The sequence below is a fragment of the Lysobacter sp. Root690 genome, from assembly GCF_001427785.1.
In the GTDB taxonomy this organism is placed as follows: Bacteria; Pseudomonadota; Gammaproteobacteria; order Xanthomonadales; family Xanthomonadaceae; genus Lysobacter.
This window is the reverse complement of the sequence record NZ_LMHM01000018.1, coordinates 15,921-34,885: the sequence shown is the minus strand read 5'-3', so window position 1 is coordinate 34,885 and position 18,965 is coordinate 15,921. Positions and strand designations below refer to the sequence as shown.

Genomic DNA, 18,965 nt, shown 5'->3' with positions numbered 1-18,965 from the left:
CTCTTCGTGAAAGCGGCCGGACCGGACCGGGCGCCGGTGGCGCGCGGATCGGCCCGCGACGGCGTTTTTGCGAAGCGCGCCGGCCGTCCGGACAGGCCAAGGTGGGCGCGGCGTCGTCAAACGGTCATAATCGCGCCCGCAAACCCGTGCCGGCCCAGCCGGCGCCAGAACACCCACCGGCGCGGCCGGCAAATCAGCGGCTTACGGCCCAGAGGCTTTCCAGCATGTTTTCCCTGCAGACCATTTTCGGCCAAGGCAACCAGTTCTATACCCTGCTCGAGGAGGCCGCCGTCGCCGCCCACGACAGCACCAAGGCCCTGCACGCCATGCTCAAGGCCGCCGACCGCCAGCCCGCGCTGGACGCGTTCAAGCTCGCCCGCCAGCGCGAGCGCGAGGCGTCCGACAAGATCAGCCAGGAGCTGGTCGACAGCTTCATCACCCCGATCGAGCGCGAGGACATCGAGTCGCTGAGCACCGCGCTGTACAAGATCCCCAAGCAGGTCGAGAAGTTCGCCGACCGCTATTCGCTGGCCACCCGCCACCTGGAACACATCGACTTCGCGCCGCGCGCGGCGATGCTGGAGCAGGCCGCCGAGGTCGTGGTCAAGATGGTCCACCAGCTGCGCCATCTCAAGCTGGAACCGATGAAGGCGCTCAACGACCAGCTGCGCGCGCTGGAGAACGAGGCCGACCGCCTCATGCTGGAGCTGTACCGCGACATCTATTCCGGCCAACTCGACAACCTGCAGATGTTCTTGCTGAAGGAGTTCTTCGAGATCCTGGAAAAGGCGATCGACCGCTGCCGCGAGGCCGGCGTGGTCGCCTACCAGATCGTCCTGAAAAACTCCTGAGGCGCGCGCGATGCTTACGCTCGTCATCGTGGTAGTGCTGGCCGCGCTGATCTTCGAATACGTCAACGGCTTCCACGACACCGCCAATTCGATCGCCACCGTGGTCGCGACCAAGGTGCTGTCGCCGATGCAGGCGGTGATCCTGGCCGCCTCGACCAACCTGATCGGCGCGCTGTGGGGCACCGCGGTGGCCAAGACCATCGCCTCGGGCCTGATCGACGCCGGCGTGGTCGAGGTCGGTTCGCAGCTGCTGCTGTGCGCGCTGCTCGGCGGCATCATCTGGAACCTGATCACCTGGTGGCTGGGCCTGCCGTCCTCGTCCTCGCACGCCCTGATCGGCGGCCTGTGCGGCGCGGCGGTCGCGGCCTCGTCGAACAACTGGCACGCGGTGGTCTGGTCGCATCCGGCCGAGCCGATCTGGAAGAGCGCCGGCGTGCTGTGGAAGGTGATCGTGCCGATGTTCACATCCCCGGTGCTCGGCTTCGCCGCCGGTTTCCTGGTGATGGGCGTGTTGTTCGCGCTGATCTCATTCATGGCGCGCAGCGGCGGCGTGCTGCGCCGGCTGGCGCGGCCGCGCTGGGTCAACGGTTTCTTCGGCAAGGCGCAGCTGCTCAGCGCCGCCGGCATGGGCTTCGCCCACGGCATGAACGATGCGCAGAAGACCATGGGCATCATCGCCCTGGCCCTGATCAGCGCGCAGGCCGCCGGCACCCTGGACAACCTGCCGGCGTGGCTGGCGTTCCTGCATCCTTCGCCCGAAGCGATCGCCAACAACGACATCGACACCTGGATCAAGCTGACCTGCGCGGTGGTCATGGCCGCCGGCACCGCCGCGGGCGGCTGGCGCATCATCAAGACTCTGGGTCACAAGCTGGTCAAGCTGCACCCGATCCACGGCTTCGCCGCCGAGACCAGCGCCGCGACGGTGATCATGTTCGCCTCCTCGTTGGGTATCCCGGTTTCGACCACCCACAACATCTCCGCCGCGATCATGGGCGTGGGCACGGCCAAGCGTTTCAACTCGATCAAGTGGACCGTGGTCGAGAAGATGATCTGGGCGTGGATCCTGACGATTCCGGCCGCGGGTGGTATCGCTTATGGGTTGTTTGAATTGATGCGGTTTTTGGGGTGGATTTGATCGCGGCGGTGTTGGCCGCAGGTCGTTAACGGTACGCAAAAGGCCCGCGCATGCGGGCCTTTTGTTTGGGTGTCATGGCAGGCGCGGCCTTCCGAGTCGTCATTGCCGCGTAGGCGGGCTCCGCTTTACTTCAGCGAAGCCGAACATCCACAGACTTCAGCGCGATCTTTCAGGTCGTCATCCCCGCGAAGGCGGGGATCCAGAGACTTCAGCGCCATCTTTCAGATCGTCATTCCCGCCTTCGCGGGAATGACGGTCGGGAGGGGGCGCGGTTGTTGCTTAGATGCGCCTGGATTGATGTCGCATGTCGTCGATGCGACTTGCACTAATCCCTAGGACCAAAACCGTCCCGGACATAACCAAGCCCCGCAAACCCAAGACTCAGCACATCCGCTTAAAGCAGATTCCGATCCGCTTACAACAGATCCCCATTAGCCGACAGCACCCGCTCCATCCGATCGCCCACGCCGCCGATCTCCATCACCAGGCGCTGCACCTCGGCCGCGTCCAGGGTTTCCAGCGGACGGTTCTCGCACAGTTGCAGGTACGGCACGCCGTCGAGGTCGCCGATCGCCAGATAACCGACGTGGCTTTCCCAGTTGAAGGCCAGCGCGCGGCGCGCGTCCAGGCCGGTGGTCGGGGCGACCGCGGTGCTTACGCGCAGGAACGCACGGCCGTCGTCGTCCTCGATCTCGGACAGGAACAAGGCCTGATGGCGGGTGCCCTGTTCGAGCGACAGCTCGATGCAGATCACGCTCTCGTCGTGAACGGTGAGGTGGAACCCGGCCCGGGTCAGTTGATGGCGGATTTGTTCGAATTGCATGGGGGCGACTCCTGCGCGTTGCAGCGCATATGCTACCGCGATGGACAGCGAAACTGCCGCCAAACGCATCCGCGCCGCGATCCGCGCCATTCCCAAGGGCGAGGTCGCCGGTTACGGCGAGGTCGCGCGCCGCGCCGGACTGCCCGGCCGCGCGCGCCTGGTCGCGCGCCTGCTCAGCGAAAACGACGACCCCAAGCTGCCCTGGCACCGGGTATTGCGCTCGGACGGCCGGATCGCGCTGCCGGAAGGCTCCAAGGGCTATCGCGAGCAATGCCAACGGCTGCGCGCGGAAGGGGTGACGGTCGAAAACGGCCGGGTCCGCGGCCAGCGCGCGGCGCCGACCATCGACGCGCAGATCTGGGGTCCGCCGGAGGACTGAACGCCTCCTGCGCGGGCGCGCGGCTTGCACGCGGCGCTCACGTCCTCGCGGCGCGCTCGCGGCTACCATAGCGCCCGCCCCGAGGAGTCGCGATGTTTTCCAGTATCCCGTCGATCACCCGCCGACTGTTGATCGCCAATGTCGTCGTATTCGTCCTGCAATCGCTGCTGGGCCTGAGCGAGTCCACCCGCGCCTGGCCGTTGTGGTTCGAGCTGTGGCCGTGGGTGCCGTCGCAGTTCGAAGTCGACGGCCCGGGCTTCATGCCGTGGCAGTTGCTGACCTCGGGTTTCATGCACGGCGGCATCGGCCACCTGGTGTTCAACATGCTCGCGCTGGTGATGTTCGGCGCGTCGCTGGAATATCACTGGGGCGCGCGCCGTTACGCGATCTATTACTTCGTCTGCCTGATCGGTTCGGCGTTGCTGCAGTTGCTGTTCGCCTCGATCGCGATCTACGAGGGCCAGCTGTATCTGACCCTGGGCGCATCCGGCGCGATCTATGGCTTGCTGCTTGCGTACGGCGTGTTGTTTCCCAATCGCCGCGTGACCTTGCTGCCGTTCCCGATCGTGCTCAAGGCGCGCACCCTGGTGATCATCTACGCGCTGGCGTCGGTGTTCTACGGCGTGTTCACCACCGGCACCGGCGTGGCCCATTTCGCCCATCTGGGCGGGATGATCGTGGGCTGGATGGTGATCCGCTATTGGCGCAAGTACCCGCCGAAGAACGGCGGTGGCGGTAACAGCGACGCCGCCCGCCGCGATGCGCGGATGCGGGAACTGCGCGAGCGCAGAAAGGCGTCCAAGCTGCGGGTGGTGAAGTAAGGCCTTTGCCCGGCCGCAACGGTCTCATGTTGGAGCGACTTCAGTGAAGATGCCCGTTACGACGTGGTTGTCTATCGTTGTTTACGCTGATTTCTGCGATGTCCCGCGATGGGCGCTCGCGGGCAACAACGATGATGGTTTTTGGCTGCTGGATTCGCAGTTCGACGATGACGCCGACGAATATCCGCCGTTCTTCCGGGTCAAGTTCGTTGGCAACGAACTTGAGGCCGCACGGGCCGTTTTCGATACGGGCACGATCGGCGATGTTGCTGCCGCCGACGTCATCGCCGTGGACGAGCTCCGATTCGATCCGACTGTTCGCGCCAGTGTGATGCGCCGAGTCTGAGCTCGCGGACTTAAAAACCCGGCCGCAGCTTCACCTGTTCCAGTTCCTTCTTGACCGACCGCCAGAACAGACTCGGCGCGATCCAGGTATAGGCGCAGAACAGCAGCCACGCATACGAAAGCGGACCGGTCCACTGCGGCAGGCCGTTCTGCGGAAGCGCGATCAGGGCGATGCGGTAGATCAGGAACATGCCGATCAGCAGCACCACCGCGCGGGTGCGCGAGCCGGCGCTGACGAAACTCTGGAAACGCCACCACAGGCCCAGCAGCCAGCTGCGCCGCGCCTTGACCGCGGCCATCAGGGTCAGCGCTTCGCCGTCCATCGGATCGATCTGCAAGGCCCAGGCGGCGTGATCGCGCGCGCTGTCGGTGCGGCCGGCGGCGAGTTCGCAGTGACCTAGCACGCACAAGGCCTCGACGTGTTCGGGATGGCCGCGCAGCACGTCGCGCGCCAAAGCTTCGGCGCGCGCGCGATCGCCGCGACGCAGCTCCAGCGAGGCGAGCAGGGCCGGGTAATCGGGATCGTCCGGGTCGAGTTCGCAGGCGCGTCGCGCTTCCTCCAGCGCCTGCGCGTCGCGGCCCCAGGCCAGGTACAGGCGGGCGTAGGCGTCGGCGATCGCGGCCGAGTCGGGTTGCAGTTCGCGCGCCGAGTCCAGATGCGCCTGCGCCTGTTTCAGATTGCGCCGCGCGATCGCCGCGATCGCGGCGGCGAGGTGGGCGAACGGCGATTCGGGTTCGAGTTCGAGCGCGCGCGCGGCTTCCAGTTCGGCCGCGTGCAGGCGCTGGCGCTTGATCAGGCACAGCGACAGGAACGCATGCGCATCGGATTGGTCCGGGTCTTCGCCGAGCGCCTGCAGCAGCATGCCGATGGCGTCGTCGATCTGGCCGTTGGCGTAATAACGCTCGGCCATGCGGTAAAAATGATCGTGGCGGCTCATTGCAGCACCAACCGCAGCATCAGCGGCCAGCCGGTCATGTCGAGCGCGCCGCGGCCGACCACGGCGAGCAGGATCATCAGCGGCATGCCGTTGCGCGGCTCGCCGCCGTAGTGCTCGAAGATTTCGAAACAGCGTTGCTGCATCAGATACAGCGCATAGGCCACGCCGACCTTGAGCAGCAACAACGACAAGAACGCGTAGGCCTGATGCTCGGGCCGCAGCCAACCGCTGCCCAGCAGCACGCCGATCGTGAACACCAGCGCGACGGTGCCGAACACGCTCAGCGCGACGCAGGCCCATTCGCGGCCGCGGGTCGGACTGCCGAGCGCGGCGCTGTTGAACGCGAACCAGGCCAGGCCGAAGCCGCCGCCGGCAAGCATCAGCGTCAGCAACGGCCATAAGGGATCGACCGCGTAACGCGACAGCCCGGACGGCCGCGGTTCGTCCGGCAGGCGATAGGGCAGGGCCGCCATCAGCCGCCTCCGTGGCGCTTGAGGAAATCCAGCACCTCGTCGTACTGGCCGCCCTGGTTGGCATAGCGCGCGTGATTGCGCGCGGTGGTCAGCCATTCCAGCGTGGTCGAGCGCGTGTCCTTGAGCGCGGCGCGCAGGTGGGTCATGGTCAACGGGGTTTCGCGGCCCTGTTCGATCGAATCCTCGATCGCTTCGTCGATCGCGGTCTCGACCAGGTTGCGCAGGTCGGCGCCGGAAAACCCCGAGGTCAGCCGCGCCAGTTCGCCCGCATCGATGCCCTCGCCGAGCGGGCGATCGCGCAGCAGCAGATCGACGATCGAGCGCCGCGCGGTTTCGTCCGGCGGCGGCACGAACAGCACGCGGTCGAAGCGGCCGGGACGGCGGAACGCGGCGTCGACCGCCCACGGCACGTTGGTCGCGCCCAGGATCAGCACGCCGTGGTTGTTCTGGGCGAAGCCGTCGAGTTCGGTCAAGAACTGGCTGACCAATTTGGCCGACGTCGCCTCGCGCGAATACTGGCGCTTGCCGCCGATCGCCTCGACTTCGTCGAAGAACACCACCGCCGGCGCGGTGCGCCGCGCGGTTTCGAAGATCGCGTGCAGCTTGCGCTCGGATTCGCCGATATACATGTCGAGCACGTCGGTGATCGCCACGTTGTAGAACTTCGCCCCGCATTCGCCGGCGGTAGCGCGCGCGAGCAGGGTCTTGCCGCAGCCGGGCGGGCCATACAGCAAGATGCCGCCCCCGGAGCGGCGCTTGAAGCGCTCGAACAGCGAGGGCTTGAGGAACGGGGTGATGATGCGGCGGCGGATCTGGTGCTTGACCTCGTCGAGCCCGCCGACGTCGCCGAACGCGATCCGTGCCTGCGGCGGCTGCAACAGCCGGGTCACGTCGTCGGCGTCGGTGTCGTCGTTGGCCAGGCTGGCCTGCGCGCCGGGGCGCAGGCCTTCGGACTGCTGACGCTTGGCGTTGGCGAAGGAAATCACCTTGCCGGCCAGTTCGTTCGCGAGCGCGGCGTCTTCCAACGCCGGATTGAGCGCGACCGCCTGCTGGTACAACCCGCGCGCGCTGTCGCGATCGCCTTCGGCCAGGCGCAGGCGGGCGAGCGCGAACAGCGCGGCGGCGGAATCGTCCGGGGCGATCCGGGCGACCAGTTCGTCGCGACCGTATTGCAGCAGCACGCGCACGGCGGCGTCGCGCTGGGTCGGATCGCTGAGCAGATCGTCGCCGGCCAGTTCGATCGCGCGGCTCAGCGCCTCGGCATCGGCCTCGGCCAGGCAGGCGTTGACCACCAGCATCCGCAGGGCCGGGTTCTGCGGACTGGCCGCGAGCGCGGCGAGCAGGTCGTCGAGAGAGGTGTCGGGCATGGCGTGAGCGGGATCCTGGCCGGTGTCGCGAGCCGATAGGGTAATGAAAAATCGGCCGGCACAGGCCGTTCATGTGTCAACGCCGAGCCGGTCGCGACGGCGCCGCGCGCGATCCTCGCATGCCGTGGTTGCGGGACGCGCGGGCGCGCGCCTACAGTGCGCAATGTGGCGCCGGTCGCAAGCCGAACGCGCGCCGCGTCCCGTCCGCACGTCGCCGTTGTCCGCCTCGCGCGGGCCGCCAAGGATCCAGGCCGTCCACTCCATGACTCTTCCGATCGAACCCACCGCCGCGCAGCAGGCCGCGGCCCGCGTCCGCGATGCCGTGCATTCGGCCACCGTCGGCCTGATCGAACGCGAGCAACTCGCCGAGCTGATCGTGCTGGCCGCGGTCGCGCAAGAGCATCTGCTGATCCTCGGCCCGCCCGGCACCGCCAAGAGCGCGGTCGTGCGCCGCGTCGCCAGCGCATTGGGCGGGCGTTATTTCGAATACCTGCTGGGCCGTTTCACCGAGCCGTCGGAATTGTTCGGCCCGGTCGACCTGCGCCGGCTGCGCGAGGGCGTGGTCGAGACCGATGTCAGCGGCATGCTGCCGGAGGCCGAGGTCGCGTTCCTCGACGAAGTGTTCCTGGGTTCGACCGCGATCCTCAACACCTTGCTCGGCGTGCTCAACGAGCGCCGTTTCCGTCGCGGCCACACCCAGATCGAATGCCCGCTGCGGGTCTGCGTCGGCGCGGCCAATGCCTTGCCAGACGACGAATCGCTGGCCGCGTTCGCCGATCGTTTCCTGCTGCATCTGTTCGTCGAGCCGGTGCCGGATCATCAGCTCGAAGCCTTGCTCGAAGGCGGCTGGCAGTCCGAGCGCGCGCCGCTGGCGCATCGCACCGAATTGTCCGACATCGACGAACTCAGCCGGCGCGTGCCGCTGGTCGATCTGACCCACGCGCGCGGCTTACTCGCCGATGCGATCCGTAAATTGCGCGGCGCCGGCCTGAGCCTGTCGGACCGCCGCATCGTCAAGGTCCAGCGCCTGATCGCCGCGGCCACGGTGCTGGCCGGCCGCGACACCGCGACCGATGCCGATCTGTGGCCGCTGTTCTACGTCATGCCGACCCGCGAGGCGCAGGCCAGCGCCCAGGACGTGCTGCGCGATTCGATGTCGGCCGCGGCCAATCCGACCCTGCGCGCCGCGGTCGAACACGCGGTGCTGCAGCCGGTGTCGCGCGCCGCGCGCCTGGTCGAAGCCGCGCGCAGCTGCCTGCAGGCCGGCGCCGACGCACCGGGCACAGCGACCATCGCCGAAGCGCTGCTGCGCGAAATCGATGCGAACTTCGACGCGAAATCGCTGCCGCCCGAACTCGCCGCCGAGCGCGCGCGGCTGATCGAACGGGTCGCGACGCCGACATGAAGTGGGGTTGGCGGAGCGAAGCCGATCCGCCGCCGCCGCAGGGCGCGGTCGGGGTCGGCGCGGCGGCGCGGGGGCTGCTGGACGCGATTGAGCGTCTGGACGAGGCCTTGCGCGAGCGCCTGATGCTGACCGCCAACGACGATGTGGTGATCGTGACCGGCGCGGCGCAATCGCTGCCGTGGAGCGAGGGCGTGGCCTATGTCGCGCCGCGCGCCGATGCGCCGGCGCTGTGGCTGTCGACGGTGGAACGTCCCGACTTGCCGCTGGACCTGCTGCATCGCGCGATCGCGCGCCGGCATCCGCAGTCGCCGTTGTTGCTGCTGCGCGAACCGGCGCAAATCGTGCCGCTGCATCGCGCCTTGCCGGCGACGGCGGCGCTGATCGCGCAGATCCGCAGCCATTGGCGGGGTTGAGCGATGCGCCTGCCCGATACGCTCAAACCGTGGCATGCCTGGCTGGGGTGGTTCGACCCGGAACTGGCCGGCGTGCTCGGCGAGTTGATGCTGCGCCTGCATCCGATGCTCGGTGCGTTCCGCATGCGCGCGTTGCGCGGGGCGGTCGAGCCTGAGGGCATCGACGACCTGCGCCGGCGCGGCAGTTACGAACGCCTGTTGCTGAGCGAATGGGCGATGGCCGACGTGGTGCCGGAAGAATTCGATCGCCGCGCCGCCGCCGGCGAGCATCTGTTCCTGTCGCCGAAACTGGTCGCGCGCGAAGTCGATGCGCTGACCGTGGCGGTGTTCGACACCGGCCCCTCGCAACTGGGCGCGCCGCGGCTGGTGCATGTGGCGATGTGGATCCTGCTGGCGCAGCGCGCGCAGGCGGCCAAGGCGCGCTTCGCCTGGGGCGTGCTCGGCAAGCCGGGCGAGTTGTTCGACGCCGACAACGCCGATGCGCTCAAGCGGCTGTTGAACGAACGCAGCTTCACCCCGGGCGGCGAAGCCGCGTGGCAACGCGCGGCGCAGGCCGGACTGCCGCCGCCGCGCGAGGATCATGAACGCGAATGGCAGCAATGGCTGGATGCGGCGCAACCCAGCCCGGGCGAACGCTGGTCGATCGGCTCGCATGCGCACGGTTATGGCCTGGGTCATCGCGTCGACGTGCAGCGCGCGAGCGAAAGCGAGTTGGCGATCGTGATCGCCGCGCGGCAGGCGCGGCGCGAGGGGCGGCTGAATCTGCCGGATCCGAAATTGTCCTCACGCCTGTTGCGCGGGCAGTTCGCGTCGGTCTTACGCGATGAGTCGGTGCTGTCCGGCACCGGCAGGTTGTCGCTGAAGCAACCGCCATTGATTTCGTTCGACGGCCACAGCGTCGCCGTGCCGCTGCTCGGGGAAAACGCCGCCAACGTCTACCGGCTGCCGCGCGCGACGATGCGACCGCAGTCGCCGCCGAAGATCACGCGCTGGGCCAGGGAGAAAACGCTGCTGGCGGCGACCTTGGTCGGTCGGCATTTTGGCGGGGTGGTGGCGCATTCGGAGCGACTCGAATTCTGGCAACTCGCGCCGCTGCGCGGCGTCGATTTGCCGCCGGTGGAGGAGTTCGATCCAGCGGCCAGCCGGGCGCGGTGGTTGCCCTGCGCCGCGCTCAGGGGAACTTCGAATGCCCGCCCGCACGCACGCTTGCTGTTGCTGTCCGGCCAGGGGCGGCTGTTGTCGTGGACCCAGACCAACTTCGGCGCGCCGCGCGCGGAGTACGAGATTTTCGCCGGCCGCACTCTGGCGATCGCCCATGCCGGCAACGATCATGCCTTGCATTTGCGCCAGTTGGGCAATGAGCTGCGTTGCGAGCTGCTGGGTGTACAAACCGGTCGACTCCTGGAAAAGATCGCGTTGTCGGGCGAAGCCCGTACCGGTTTCCTGTGTGGGCGTTGGGTCGGCACAGGTTGGCCCGGTTGGCACGGCGGCTGTTGCGTGGAACAGCCGGTGGGTGGTCATGGCGGCGAGCGCTCCAGCATCTGGCGCGTGTTCCTGCGCAGTAAGCATCGGGCCAAGTCCGCCGATCACGAGATCGTGCTGCCGGCGGACTGGAAGGTCGTGGGCTTGAGCATGAACGACGCCGACGAACTCGACCTGATCGCGCTGCGGCCCGATCGCAGAGCGGTGGTCAGCATCGGTGCGCAAGGCCGCGCGACGTTGTACGAATCGCCCTATCAGATCTCGGCCATCAGCGTCGCCACCGATTGCGACGCGATCGCACTGATCGATCTGCAAGGCCGGTTGGTGGTGTTGCGCGATCGCGCCAAGAGCGTGCTGGTGTATGCCGGAGGCGGCGATGACTGAGCCGACCGCTCGCGCGAACGTGCGCTACCCGATCTGGCGCGGCCGGCAGACGGTCGACGGGCTGTGGCTGGCCGCCGACTGGCTGTCGCCGGAGCAGCGCAGCGAACGCATCCTGCACGAATGGATGCCCGGCTGCCGCGCATGGCGATTCGAGCACGGCGATGTGCTGTGTTTCGAAGCGCCGCGCATGCTGCAATGCGAATTCGCTGGCGGCACGCCGCTGCGCCAGGTCGGCGCGCAGGGTCTGTACGCCGGCCCGCTGACCGCCGAGGAACGCGCCACGCTCGAAGCGGGCGACGTACATCTGGTGATCGGCGGACAGTTGCAGGCGCTGCAGTTCGCCAAGGCGCAGGCGCTCGATCCGTCGCTGGTGATCGACATCGACGACTACGCCTTGCACGACACTTACGACGGCCGCCGCAGCCTGGCCTTGCCCAAGGCCGGCCGCTTGACCGGCAAACCCTTGCGCGACGTATTGGGCGACAAGATTCCGCCGCCGAGCCAGGAGCGCGAAGCGTTCCTGCGCGATGCGGCGGCGCGCGGCGCGGGCAGGGACGCCAGCGGAAAATCCGTCGGCGAGGGATTCTCCAGCGCAAAGCCGAGTTTGCGCGAACGCGCGGTCGGCACGCGCGATCGCATGGCCGACTGGTTGTTGCAGCGTTTCCCCGGTTTGTCGGGCGGCGGTGCGCCAGCCGGTGGCGGTGGCGGCGCGGCGAACAGCGGCCGGGGCGTGGGCACCGGCGGCGGCAGCGTGCGGCCGCGTAATCCCTCGATCGTGCCGCAACGCTGGCGCGACATGCTGGTGCGTTTCGCCATCGCCAGCCGCGCGTCGCGGCTGATCGGCATGCGTCACGGCGCGTACCTGCGCCGGCTGATGGAGCAGTTCGATCGCGGCGATCTCAACGAAGCCTTGCGCAATGCCTTGCCGATCGACGGCAGCGGCGATTCGCTGGGGCAGGCGTTCAGTGCGCCGGGTCGGCGCGACAGTCTGCGCCTGAGCCAGGGCAACGGCGCGGCGCCTTCGATCGATTTCGGCGACAGCGCGCGCGATCGCTTGCGCAAGTTGTACCGCAACGCGTTCGAACAACTCGATCGCCAGGGCAAGATCGACGAAGCAGTGTTCGTGCTCGCCGAATTGCTGAGCGCGCGCAACGAAGCGCTGGACTATCTGGTCAAGCACGAGCGTTTCGCCCAGGCCGCCGAACTGGCGCTGAGCTGGGACATGGCGCCGGATCTGATCATCCGTTTGCTGATGTTGGCCGGCGACCGCGAACGCGCGGTGCTGGTCGCGCGTCGCGACAATGCCTTCGCCGCGGCGGTCGCGCTGCTGGAAAACGGCCATCCGCAGCAGGCGCGGCAATTGCGCGGCGAGTGGGGACAGGCGCTGGCCGAGCAGGGCCTGTGGCTGGCCGCGGTCGACGCGGTGTGGCCCGATCCGCAGGCGCGCGAGCAAGCCGGGCGCTGGCTGTTGGCGGCCGAAGCGGCCGGCGCCGAATTGTCCGCGCGCGCGCTGGTGCAACGCGCGAGTCTGTTGCCCGATACCGTGCACCACTACGCCGAACGCATCGCGCGCCTGGCCGATCCGGCTTCGCCGGCCGCGCCACGCGAGGCCTTGGGCCGCGATCTGGCCGAGGTCAAGCAAACAAACCCGGCGCTGCGCGCGCTCGCGGCCCAGGTGTTGCCGGCGCTGGCCGCCGATCGCGCCGCGTGCGCGAACGATATCGAGCGCGTGCAGTTCGAACGCCTGCGCAAGTTGGCCGACGATCCGTGGCTCAACGCCGATCTGCCCGGATGGTCGCTGCCAACGCCGCCGGGCCGGCGCCGTTTGTGGGAAACGACGGGCGCGTTGAACGCGAGCGCGCCGGATGCGCCGGGCCTGCAATCGCTGCACGACGTGGCCGCGCTCGGCGACGGCCGCTATCTGGTGGCGTTGGGCGAGGCCGGCGCCGCGGTGGTCGATCGCGGCGGCCGACGCGTGCGCAGCTATGCGGTGCCCGCGTACCGGTTCGTGATGAGCCACAGCGGCCAGATCGCGCTGGCGATCGCGCGGCGCGATTCGGTGTCGCGGATCGCGCGGCTGGATCTGCCCCATCACGACATCACCGATCTGGGCGCGATGCCGCTGCAGTTCTTCGCCGATCGCTTCGACGGCATCGCCTGGTCGGTGGTGTCGGGCGAGCGGATCATGGTGGTGGATGCGGCGCGCGCGTCGCTGGACGTGCTGTGGAGCGTGGGCGATCTGGGCGGCCCGGTGATCGCGGCGGAATTCTTCCCGATCGAGGAATCGTTTCTGGTGCGCGGCGATCGCGAGCAGGTGCTGTGGCGTTATCGCAATGCGCCGCAGCGGCGCTTGCTGTCGCGCGATCCGATTGTCGAGGACGGACGTTTCCGTCAATTGCATCCGGCGATGGGCGTGTTGCCGCTGCAACTGACCCAGGACGACGATGGCGCCGTCCGCTTCGCTTACACCTGGGGCACGCGCGATTTCCAGATACGGCTGTCGCCGCCGTCCGGCGAGCTCAGCGGGCACGGCGTGATCCCGCTGACCCAGGGTTGCCTGGTGTGGTTGCGCGGCGACCGTGCGATGCGATTGCATCTGGTGCGGCCGTTGCATGCGGATGTGGCGGCGAGCATCGATTGGCCGTCGGCGGCGTTGCGCACGCGCGAGTACGAGGGCGGGGTGTTGCTGTTCGATCACCAGGGGCGGGTGATGGATATCGCCAGTGATACCTCGAAGGTGCGGACGTTTACGTTGCTGTGATTCGTGCGCCTTGCCTGGCGTCGGGTGTGTGGTTGCGTCGCCGCGATGACGTTGCGCGGAAGTCGATGGTTCGCGGTCGCGGCTCGCGCCGCTCCTACAGTTTGAAACGTGGCTTGCGTATCCCCCTGTAGGAGCGGCGTCCTACTGGATTTCCTTCGGTCACAAGCCGCGACCGCGACACCCCGACTACGACGAATCATCATCGCCCAACAAAAAGCCCGGCGTGCGCCGGGCTTTTCGCGTTATCGCATTTGCGGCGCAATGCCGCGGCGAAACCAATCAGAAAATCTTGATCTGCTGATCGGCCTTGCGCTGCATCGCGGTGCCGGCCTTGCAGCCGAAGGCTTCGCCGAACGCGGGCAGGTTGGACAGCGGCACGTTGGTGCGCGCCGGGCCCGGCGCGTGGATGCCGGTGGCGGCGCGCTGGGCGGCGACTTCCGGGCTCAGCTGCTGCGCCCACAGGCCGGCCCAGGCGCGGAAGAACGCCTGATTGGCGTCCTTGCTGGCCGAAGGCTGAGCGGCATGCAGGGCCGACCAGGCGAGTTCGACGCCGGCCTGATCGGCGATCGCGACTTCGCGCACCTGTCCGCCGTTGATCTTGGTCGCGGTCAGGCCCGGATACGATTCGGCGCTGTACTGCGCGGCGACGCGGCTGCCGAGCGCTTCCCAGGCGGCGACTTCGGTCGGCGTCCACCAGTCGCGCACTTCCTGCTTGGCGTTGACGTAGCGGCCGCGGCCGTCGATGCCGTGGGTCAGTTCGGCGCCGACCAGCGCGCCGTAGGAACCGTACTGCGCGGCTTCGGGCTTGCTCATGTCGAGCACCGGCGCCTGCAGCATCGCGGCGGTGACGATCAGGCGGTTCTGGGCGATGTCGTAGGCCAGCGACGGCTCCTGCGGCAGCACGTCCCAGCGGCGGTCGGCGTTGCCGCGGCCGATGCGCTTCATTTCCTCGCGATGGCGCCAGGTCGAGGCGATCAGCATGTTGCTGCCGAAGCTGCCGCGGCCCATCGGCTGCACGGTGTAATCCAGGTCGCGCTTGGGCGTGCCGACTTCGATCTTGAGCTTGGCCAGCTTGGCCTTGGCTTCGTTCTTGACCGCCTCGCTGAAGCGGGTGTCGGCGTCGACGTCCTTGCCCAGCGCTTCGCGCACCTGCGAGGCGATCTGCTCGGCGCGCGCGTCGGTGGCGGCGGGCAGATAACGCGCGGCGTATTCGTGGCCGACCATCGGGCCGGCGGCGAGGGTGATCGCGTCGAGCACGGCCTGCTGGCGCGCGGGCTGTTCGCGCTGGCCGCGCAGGACCTTGCCGCGGAAATCGAATTCGGCGTCGCGGAACGGCTTGGCCAGGTACGGCGCCATCGAATCGCCGACCCGCCAGCGCAGGTAGGTCTTCCACTGGTCGGGCTTGAGGCTGCCCAGCAGCTTGTCGAGTTCGGCGAACAGCTGCGGGTTGGCCAGCGAGACGCTGTCGTCGCTGACGCCCTGGGCCTTGAGGAAGTCGGCCAGCTGCAGGCCCTTGTAGGTCTTGGCCAGGGTGGCGACCTGCACCGGCGCGTAGTTGGCGCGCGGATCGCGCAGGTCCGGCAGCGCCTTGGACGCGCGCGCGATGCGGGTTTCCAGGTCGATCACCTGCTGCGACTCGGCCGCGAGTTTTTCCTTCGGCGTGCCGGTCAGGGTCAGGATCTTCTGCACGTAGTTGTTGTAGTGGCCGAGCAGCTGGCGGGTGTCGGCGTCGCTGCGGGTGTAATAGGCCGGGTCGGGCAGGCCGAGGCCGCCCTGGCTGAAGTAGCCGATGTGGCGGTCGAGGTCCTGCAGGTCGATGTCGGCGCCGAAGTTGAACAGCACCGGGATGCCGACCTGATGCAGCGCGGCGATCGAGGCCGGGATTTCCTTGGCCTTCTTGATCGCGTTGATGCGGCCGAGCAGCGGTGCGATCGGCTGCGAGCCGTCGCGTTCGACCGCCGCTTCGTCCAGGCCGCTGGCCCAGAAGTCGCCGAGCAGCTTCTGCACGTTGCCCTGCGGCGCGGTCATCGCGCTGTTGAGCAGTTCCAGCTGCTGGCGGCGGGCGTTGGCGGCCAGGGTTTCCAGCGAGGACACCGATGCGGCGCCCGATAGCGGGTTGGCGCGCAGCCAATCGGCGTTGGCGCTGGCGTAGAAATCGCCGCAGGCGTTGGCGGCGGCCGGCGCCTTCGGCTTGGCGGCGGCCTTCTTCTTGGCGGCATCGGCGGCGGGCGAGGCCAGGCCGGCGATCAGGCTCAGGGCGAGGGCACAGGCAAGCGGGCGTAGGGTCGACATCGCGTATTCCATCCTGGGGATGCGGGAGTTTAACAACTGGGGCGGGTGAGGCGATGAACGGGTTTGGCGGTTGTGGCGGGCGGTGCGGTTGTGCTGGGACGGTGCATGCGGTCCTTCTCCCGCAACGCGGGAGAAGGTGCCCGAAGGGCGGATGAGGGTGCGCGGGATGTGAACTGTCGCTGCTTGAGGCGGGCCCTCACCCCAACCCTCTCCCGCAAGCGGGAGAGGGAGCTTGAAGAGGGTGTTTGGACAGGACGGGCAGTCGATCGAAGTAGACTCGGCGACGCGTTGCGTACATCCGGATACCCATGACCCCAGACTACAAAACCGGCGAGCAGGCGCTCGACGCGGCCATCCGGGCCTACCCGTGGATGGATTTTCATCTGGTCGCTTACGACGAGGTCAGCCTGATCGTCCGCGGCACCCTGGACGTGAGCTGCGGCTACCAGCTGCAGATCGAGTTCGGCGATGTGGGCTATCTCGATTGCCCGATGACCTGGCGCACCGCCACCGACGCGCATGTGTTCTCGAACATCGATCCAGCCACGTTGCCGGACGAGATGCGCGAGCGCTTCTTCGACGGCAACGGTGGCGAGGTCTTCCGTTTCGCGGTCGAAGGCGTCCATCGCCCGTGGTTCGCCCACATCGTCGCGGCGCGGATGCGGTTTTTCACCGCCGCGCACGGCGAGTACCTGAGCTGGAGCGAGGCGTGAGCGATCGCGCGCGGACACACCGCGCCGATGGCCTGCCGGCGTAGACGAGCCGCCTCTCGAAGCCACAAAACGCCCAAAAAACAAAGGCCCGGGAATCCCCGGGCCTTCGTCAGGCGATTCGCGTTGGTGCGGGACTATCCCCGCGCCGCGTTCCTCACCAGATCACCACCTGCTTGTCGCCTTCGCGCACCATCGGCTGGCCAGGCTTGCACGAGAACGCCGCGGCGAACGCCGGCAGGTTCGACGGCGCGCCGATCGCGCGGAAGTTGGCCGGCGCGTGCTCGTCGGTCTGCAGACGCACCTTCAGCTCTTCCGGGGTGAAGTTGCGGCGCCACACGGTGCCCCAGTTGAGGAAGAAGCGCTGCTCGCGGGTGAAGCCGTCGGTCTTCGGGTCCGGCGTGTCGCCGGCGGCCTTCTTCATCGCGTCGTACGCGGTGGCCAGGCCGCCCAGGTCGGCGATGTTCTCGCCCAGGGTGTGCTTGCCGCTGACGTGTGCGCCCGGCGCGGCTTCATAGCCGTCGAACTGCTTGATCAGCTTGTCGGTCAGGCCCGAGAACGCCTTCGCGTCCGACGGCGCCCACCACACTTCCATGTTGCCGGTCGGTCCGAAACGCGAGCCCTGGTCGTCGTAACCGTGGGTCATTTCGTGGCCGATCACCGCGCCGATGCCGCCGTAGTTGGCGGAGTCGTCGGCCTTCGGATCGAAGAACGGAGGCTGCAGGATCGCGGCCGGGAACACGATCTCGTTCTGCAACGGGTTGTAGTAGGCGTTGACCATCTGCGGCGGCATGCCCCATTCGGTCTTGTCGACCGGCTTGCCGATCTTGCTCAGGTTCCACTTGTAGTTGAACTCGTTGGCCGCCTTGACGTTGGCGTAGTAGCTGTCGCGGCCGGTGCTCAGGCCGCTCCAGTCGCGCCACTTGTCCGGGTAGCCGATCTTCGGGGTGAAGCTCGCCCACTTCTCCAGCGCCTTCTTCTTGGTGTCCGCGCTCATCCAGGACAGGTTCTCGATGCGCGCCTTGAGGGCCTCGCTGAGGTTCTTGACCAGGCTCTGCATGCGCTCCTTGGACTCAGGCGTGAAAGCGACCTTGACGTACAGCTGACCCATCGCTTCGCCGGTCTGGCCTTCGATGGTGTCGAGCACGCGCTTGCCGCGCTCCTTGAGTTCCTTCTGGCCGCGCAGGGTCTTGTTGTAGAAGTTGAAGCTTTCGTTGACGAACGCTTCCGACAGGTACGGCGAGGCGCCGTCGATCGCGTGGAAGCGCAGGTAGGCCTGCCACTGCGCGGCCGGCAGTTCGCCGATCATCTTGCTGACTTCCTGGTGGAACGCCGGCACCGCGAGCGAGAACTTCGCCGGCACGGCGACCTTCTGCGATTCGAAGAACTTGGTCCAGGAGAAGTTCGGGGTCAGTTCGTCGGCCTGCGCCGGGCTGACCGGGTTGTAGTACAGCGAGACATCGCGCGAGAGTTCTTCGCGCGACTTCGAGGCCTTGGCCAGGCGGGTTTCGAACGCGATCACGTCCTTGGCCTGCTTGGCGGCGTCTTCGGGCTTCGCGCCGCCCAGTTCCAGCACCTTGGCGACGTGGACTTCGTACGCGGCGAGCTTGTCCTTGTGCTTGGCGTCGGTGTAGTAGGTGGTGTCCGGCAGGCCCAGGCCGCCCTGCGAGGCGTAGGCGATGTTGTTGGCCGAATCCTTGAAGTCGGCTTCGGCGCCGAAGCCGAACAGGTTGTTGTCGCCGGTCGCGGCGGCATCGCGCAGGTAGGCGGCGATCTTTTCCGGGCTGTCGACCGCGTCGATCTTGGCCAGGTCGGCCTTCAGCGGCTCCAGGCCCTGGGCGTTGACCTTGGCCACGTCCATGCCGGTGGCCCACAGGTCGCCGACGATCTTCTCCACGCCGGTGGCCTTGGTGTCGGCGGCGGCCTGCTCGGCGAGCTGGCGCTGCACGGCGTTGGAACGCTCATCGAGCATTTCGAACGCGCCCCACGAGGTGCGGTCGTTCGGGATGGTGTTGGCGGCGAGCCACTTGCCGTTGACGTAGCCGCCGAAATCGGTGCAGGCGTCCTTGGTGGTGTCCAGGTCGGTCGCCAGGAAGCGGTTGACCGGCGGCAGCTTGCTTTCGTCGAGCTTGAGGGTGGCCTCGGCGGGCGCGGCGGCGGTGGTGTCGGCCGGCGCGGTCGGCGCGGGGGCTTCGGTCTTGCCGCAGGCGGCCACGACCGTGGCGATGGCGAGGGACAACAGCAGGACTTGCGGTTTCTTGAAGGTCACAGCGGGCTCCAGCCGGGAAGGCATAGGCGAGAAACGAATCGGGAATTGTCGCGGATTTCCGACCACGAGGTGAGGTCGCAGCCAGGACACGGGCGGACGATAGTCCCGTTCCGC

Annotated in this window: 16 protein-coding genes; 10 read left to right on the top strand and 6 right to left on the bottom strand. The window is 67.8% G+C overall.

All coding sequences use genetic code 11. The annotated features are described in order from the left end of the window. Window positions 1-224: 224 nt before the first annotated feature. Window positions 225-851 carry a DUF47 family protein gene (locus ASD86_RS23315; protein WP_056116636.1) on the top strand — a complete coding sequence of 209 codons (627 nt, stop codon included), beginning with the start codon at window positions 225-227 and terminating at the stop codon, window positions 849-851. 10 nt (window positions 852-861) lie between these two features. Then, window positions 862-1,989, top strand: a complete 1,128-nt coding sequence (locus ASD86_RS23310; protein ID WP_056116634.1) for an inorganic phosphate transporter — start codon at window positions 862-864, stop codon at window positions 1,987-1,989. A gap of 415 nt (window positions 1,990-2,404) precedes the next feature. Here ASD86_RS23310 and ASD86_RS23305 read toward each other — a convergent pair whose 3' ends face one another. Further along, window positions 2,405-2,812 (bottom strand): hypothetical protein, encoded by a 408-nt coding sequence (locus ASD86_RS23305; protein WP_046656072.1) that lies wholly within the window; start codon window positions 2,810-2,812, stop codon window positions 2,405-2,407. On the opposite strand from ASD86_RS23305, the gene ASD86_RS23300 reads away from it, so the two are divergent. From ASD86_RS23300 to ASD86_RS23290, 3 genes are all read left to right on the top strand, one after another. Continuing rightward, on the top strand, window positions 2,811-3,191 hold the full coding sequence (locus ASD86_RS23300; RefSeq protein ID WP_082578659.1) for an MGMT family protein: 381 nt from the start codon (window positions 2,811-2,813) through the stop codon (window positions 3,189-3,191). The two genes, ASD86_RS23305 and ASD86_RS23300, sit on opposite strands and share 2 nt — an antisense overlap. Window positions 3,192-3,283: 92 nt before the next feature. Beyond that, the gene (locus ASD86_RS23295; RefSeq protein ID WP_082578658.1) at window positions 3,284-4,012 is read left to right on the top strand and encodes a rhomboid family intramembrane serine protease; all 729 of its coding nucleotides are present in this window, start codon (window positions 3,284-3,286) and stop codon (window positions 4,010-4,012) included. 43 nt (window positions 4,013-4,055) lie between these two features. Next, window positions 4,056-4,358: a hypothetical protein gene (locus ASD86_RS23290; protein WP_157477065.1), complete on the top strand. Its 303-nt coding sequence runs from the start codon at window positions 4,056-4,058 to the stop codon at window positions 4,356-4,358. Window positions 4,359-4,368: 10 nt separating this feature from the next. Here the strand turns inward: ASD86_RS23290 and ASD86_RS27345 are convergent, their stop codons facing one another. From ASD86_RS27345 to ASD86_RS23275, 3 genes are read right to left on the bottom strand one after another with little or no spacing between them, the layout of a single operon-like run. Beyond that, entirely contained in the window at window positions 4,369-5,295 is a 927-nt protein-coding gene (locus ASD86_RS27345; RefSeq protein ID WP_056116626.1) for a tetratricopeptide repeat protein, read from the bottom strand. After that, window positions 5,292-5,768, bottom strand: a complete 477-nt coding sequence (locus tag ASD86_RS27340; protein ID WP_056116624.1) for a hypothetical protein — start codon at window positions 5,766-5,768, stop codon at window positions 5,292-5,294. Before ASD86_RS27340 ends, ASD86_RS27345 begins: the two co-directional genes overlap by 4 nt. Then, window positions 5,768-7,135 (bottom strand): ATP-binding protein, encoded by a 1,368-nt coding sequence (locus ASD86_RS23275; protein ID WP_056116623.1) that lies wholly within the window; start codon window positions 7,133-7,135, stop codon window positions 5,768-5,770. The genes ASD86_RS27340 and ASD86_RS23275 overlap by 1 nt, the downstream gene beginning before the upstream one ends. A 262-nt stretch (window positions 7,136-7,397) precedes the next feature. Here ASD86_RS23275 and ASD86_RS23270 point away from each other — a divergent pair, with 262 nt between their 5' ends. From ASD86_RS23270 to ASD86_RS23255, 4 genes are read left to right on the top strand one after another with little or no spacing between them, the layout of a single operon-like run. Further along, window positions 7,398-8,540: an AAA family ATPase gene (locus ASD86_RS23270; protein ID WP_056116621.1), complete on the top strand. Its 1,143-nt coding sequence runs from the start codon at window positions 7,398-7,400 to the stop codon at window positions 8,538-8,540. Then, on the top strand, window positions 8,537-8,953 hold the full coding sequence (locus ASD86_RS23265) for a hypothetical protein (RefSeq protein ID WP_056116619.1): 417 nt from the start codon (window positions 8,537-8,539) through the stop codon (window positions 8,951-8,953). Before ASD86_RS23270 ends, ASD86_RS23265 begins: the two co-directional genes overlap by 4 nt. Before the next feature lie 3 nt (window positions 8,954-8,956). After that, window positions 8,957-10,819 (top strand): hypothetical protein, encoded by a 1,863-nt coding sequence (locus ASD86_RS23260; RefSeq protein WP_056116617.1) that lies wholly within the window; start codon window positions 8,957-8,959, stop codon window positions 10,817-10,819. Further along, window positions 10,812-13,580 (top strand): bpX6 domain-containing protein, encoded by a 2,769-nt coding sequence (locus ASD86_RS23255; protein WP_157477063.1) that lies wholly within the window; start codon window positions 10,812-10,814, stop codon window positions 13,578-13,580. Before ASD86_RS23260 ends, ASD86_RS23255 begins: the two co-directional genes overlap by 8 nt. A gap of 279 nt (window positions 13,581-13,859) precedes the next feature. Here ASD86_RS23255 and ASD86_RS23250 read toward each other — a convergent pair whose 3' ends face one another. Continuing rightward, window positions 13,860-15,872: a M13 family metallopeptidase gene (locus ASD86_RS23250; RefSeq protein ID WP_056117338.1), complete on the bottom strand. Its 2,013-nt coding sequence runs from the start codon at window positions 15,870-15,872 to the stop codon at window positions 13,860-13,862. A gap of 308 nt (window positions 15,873-16,180) precedes the next feature. Here ASD86_RS23250 and ASD86_RS23245 point away from each other — a divergent pair, with 308 nt between their 5' ends. Beyond that, entirely contained in the window at window positions 16,181-16,585 is a 405-nt protein-coding gene (locus tag ASD86_RS23245; protein ID WP_056116612.1) for a hypothetical protein, read from the top strand. 154 nt (window positions 16,586-16,739) lie between these two features. On the opposite strand, the gene ASD86_RS23240 is transcribed toward ASD86_RS23245, so the two are convergent. Continuing rightward, window positions 16,740-18,875 (bottom strand): M13-type metalloendopeptidase, encoded by a 2,136-nt coding sequence (locus ASD86_RS23240; protein WP_082578656.1) that lies wholly within the window; start codon window positions 18,873-18,875, stop codon window positions 16,740-16,742. Window positions 18,876-18,965 lie beyond the last annotated feature (90 nt).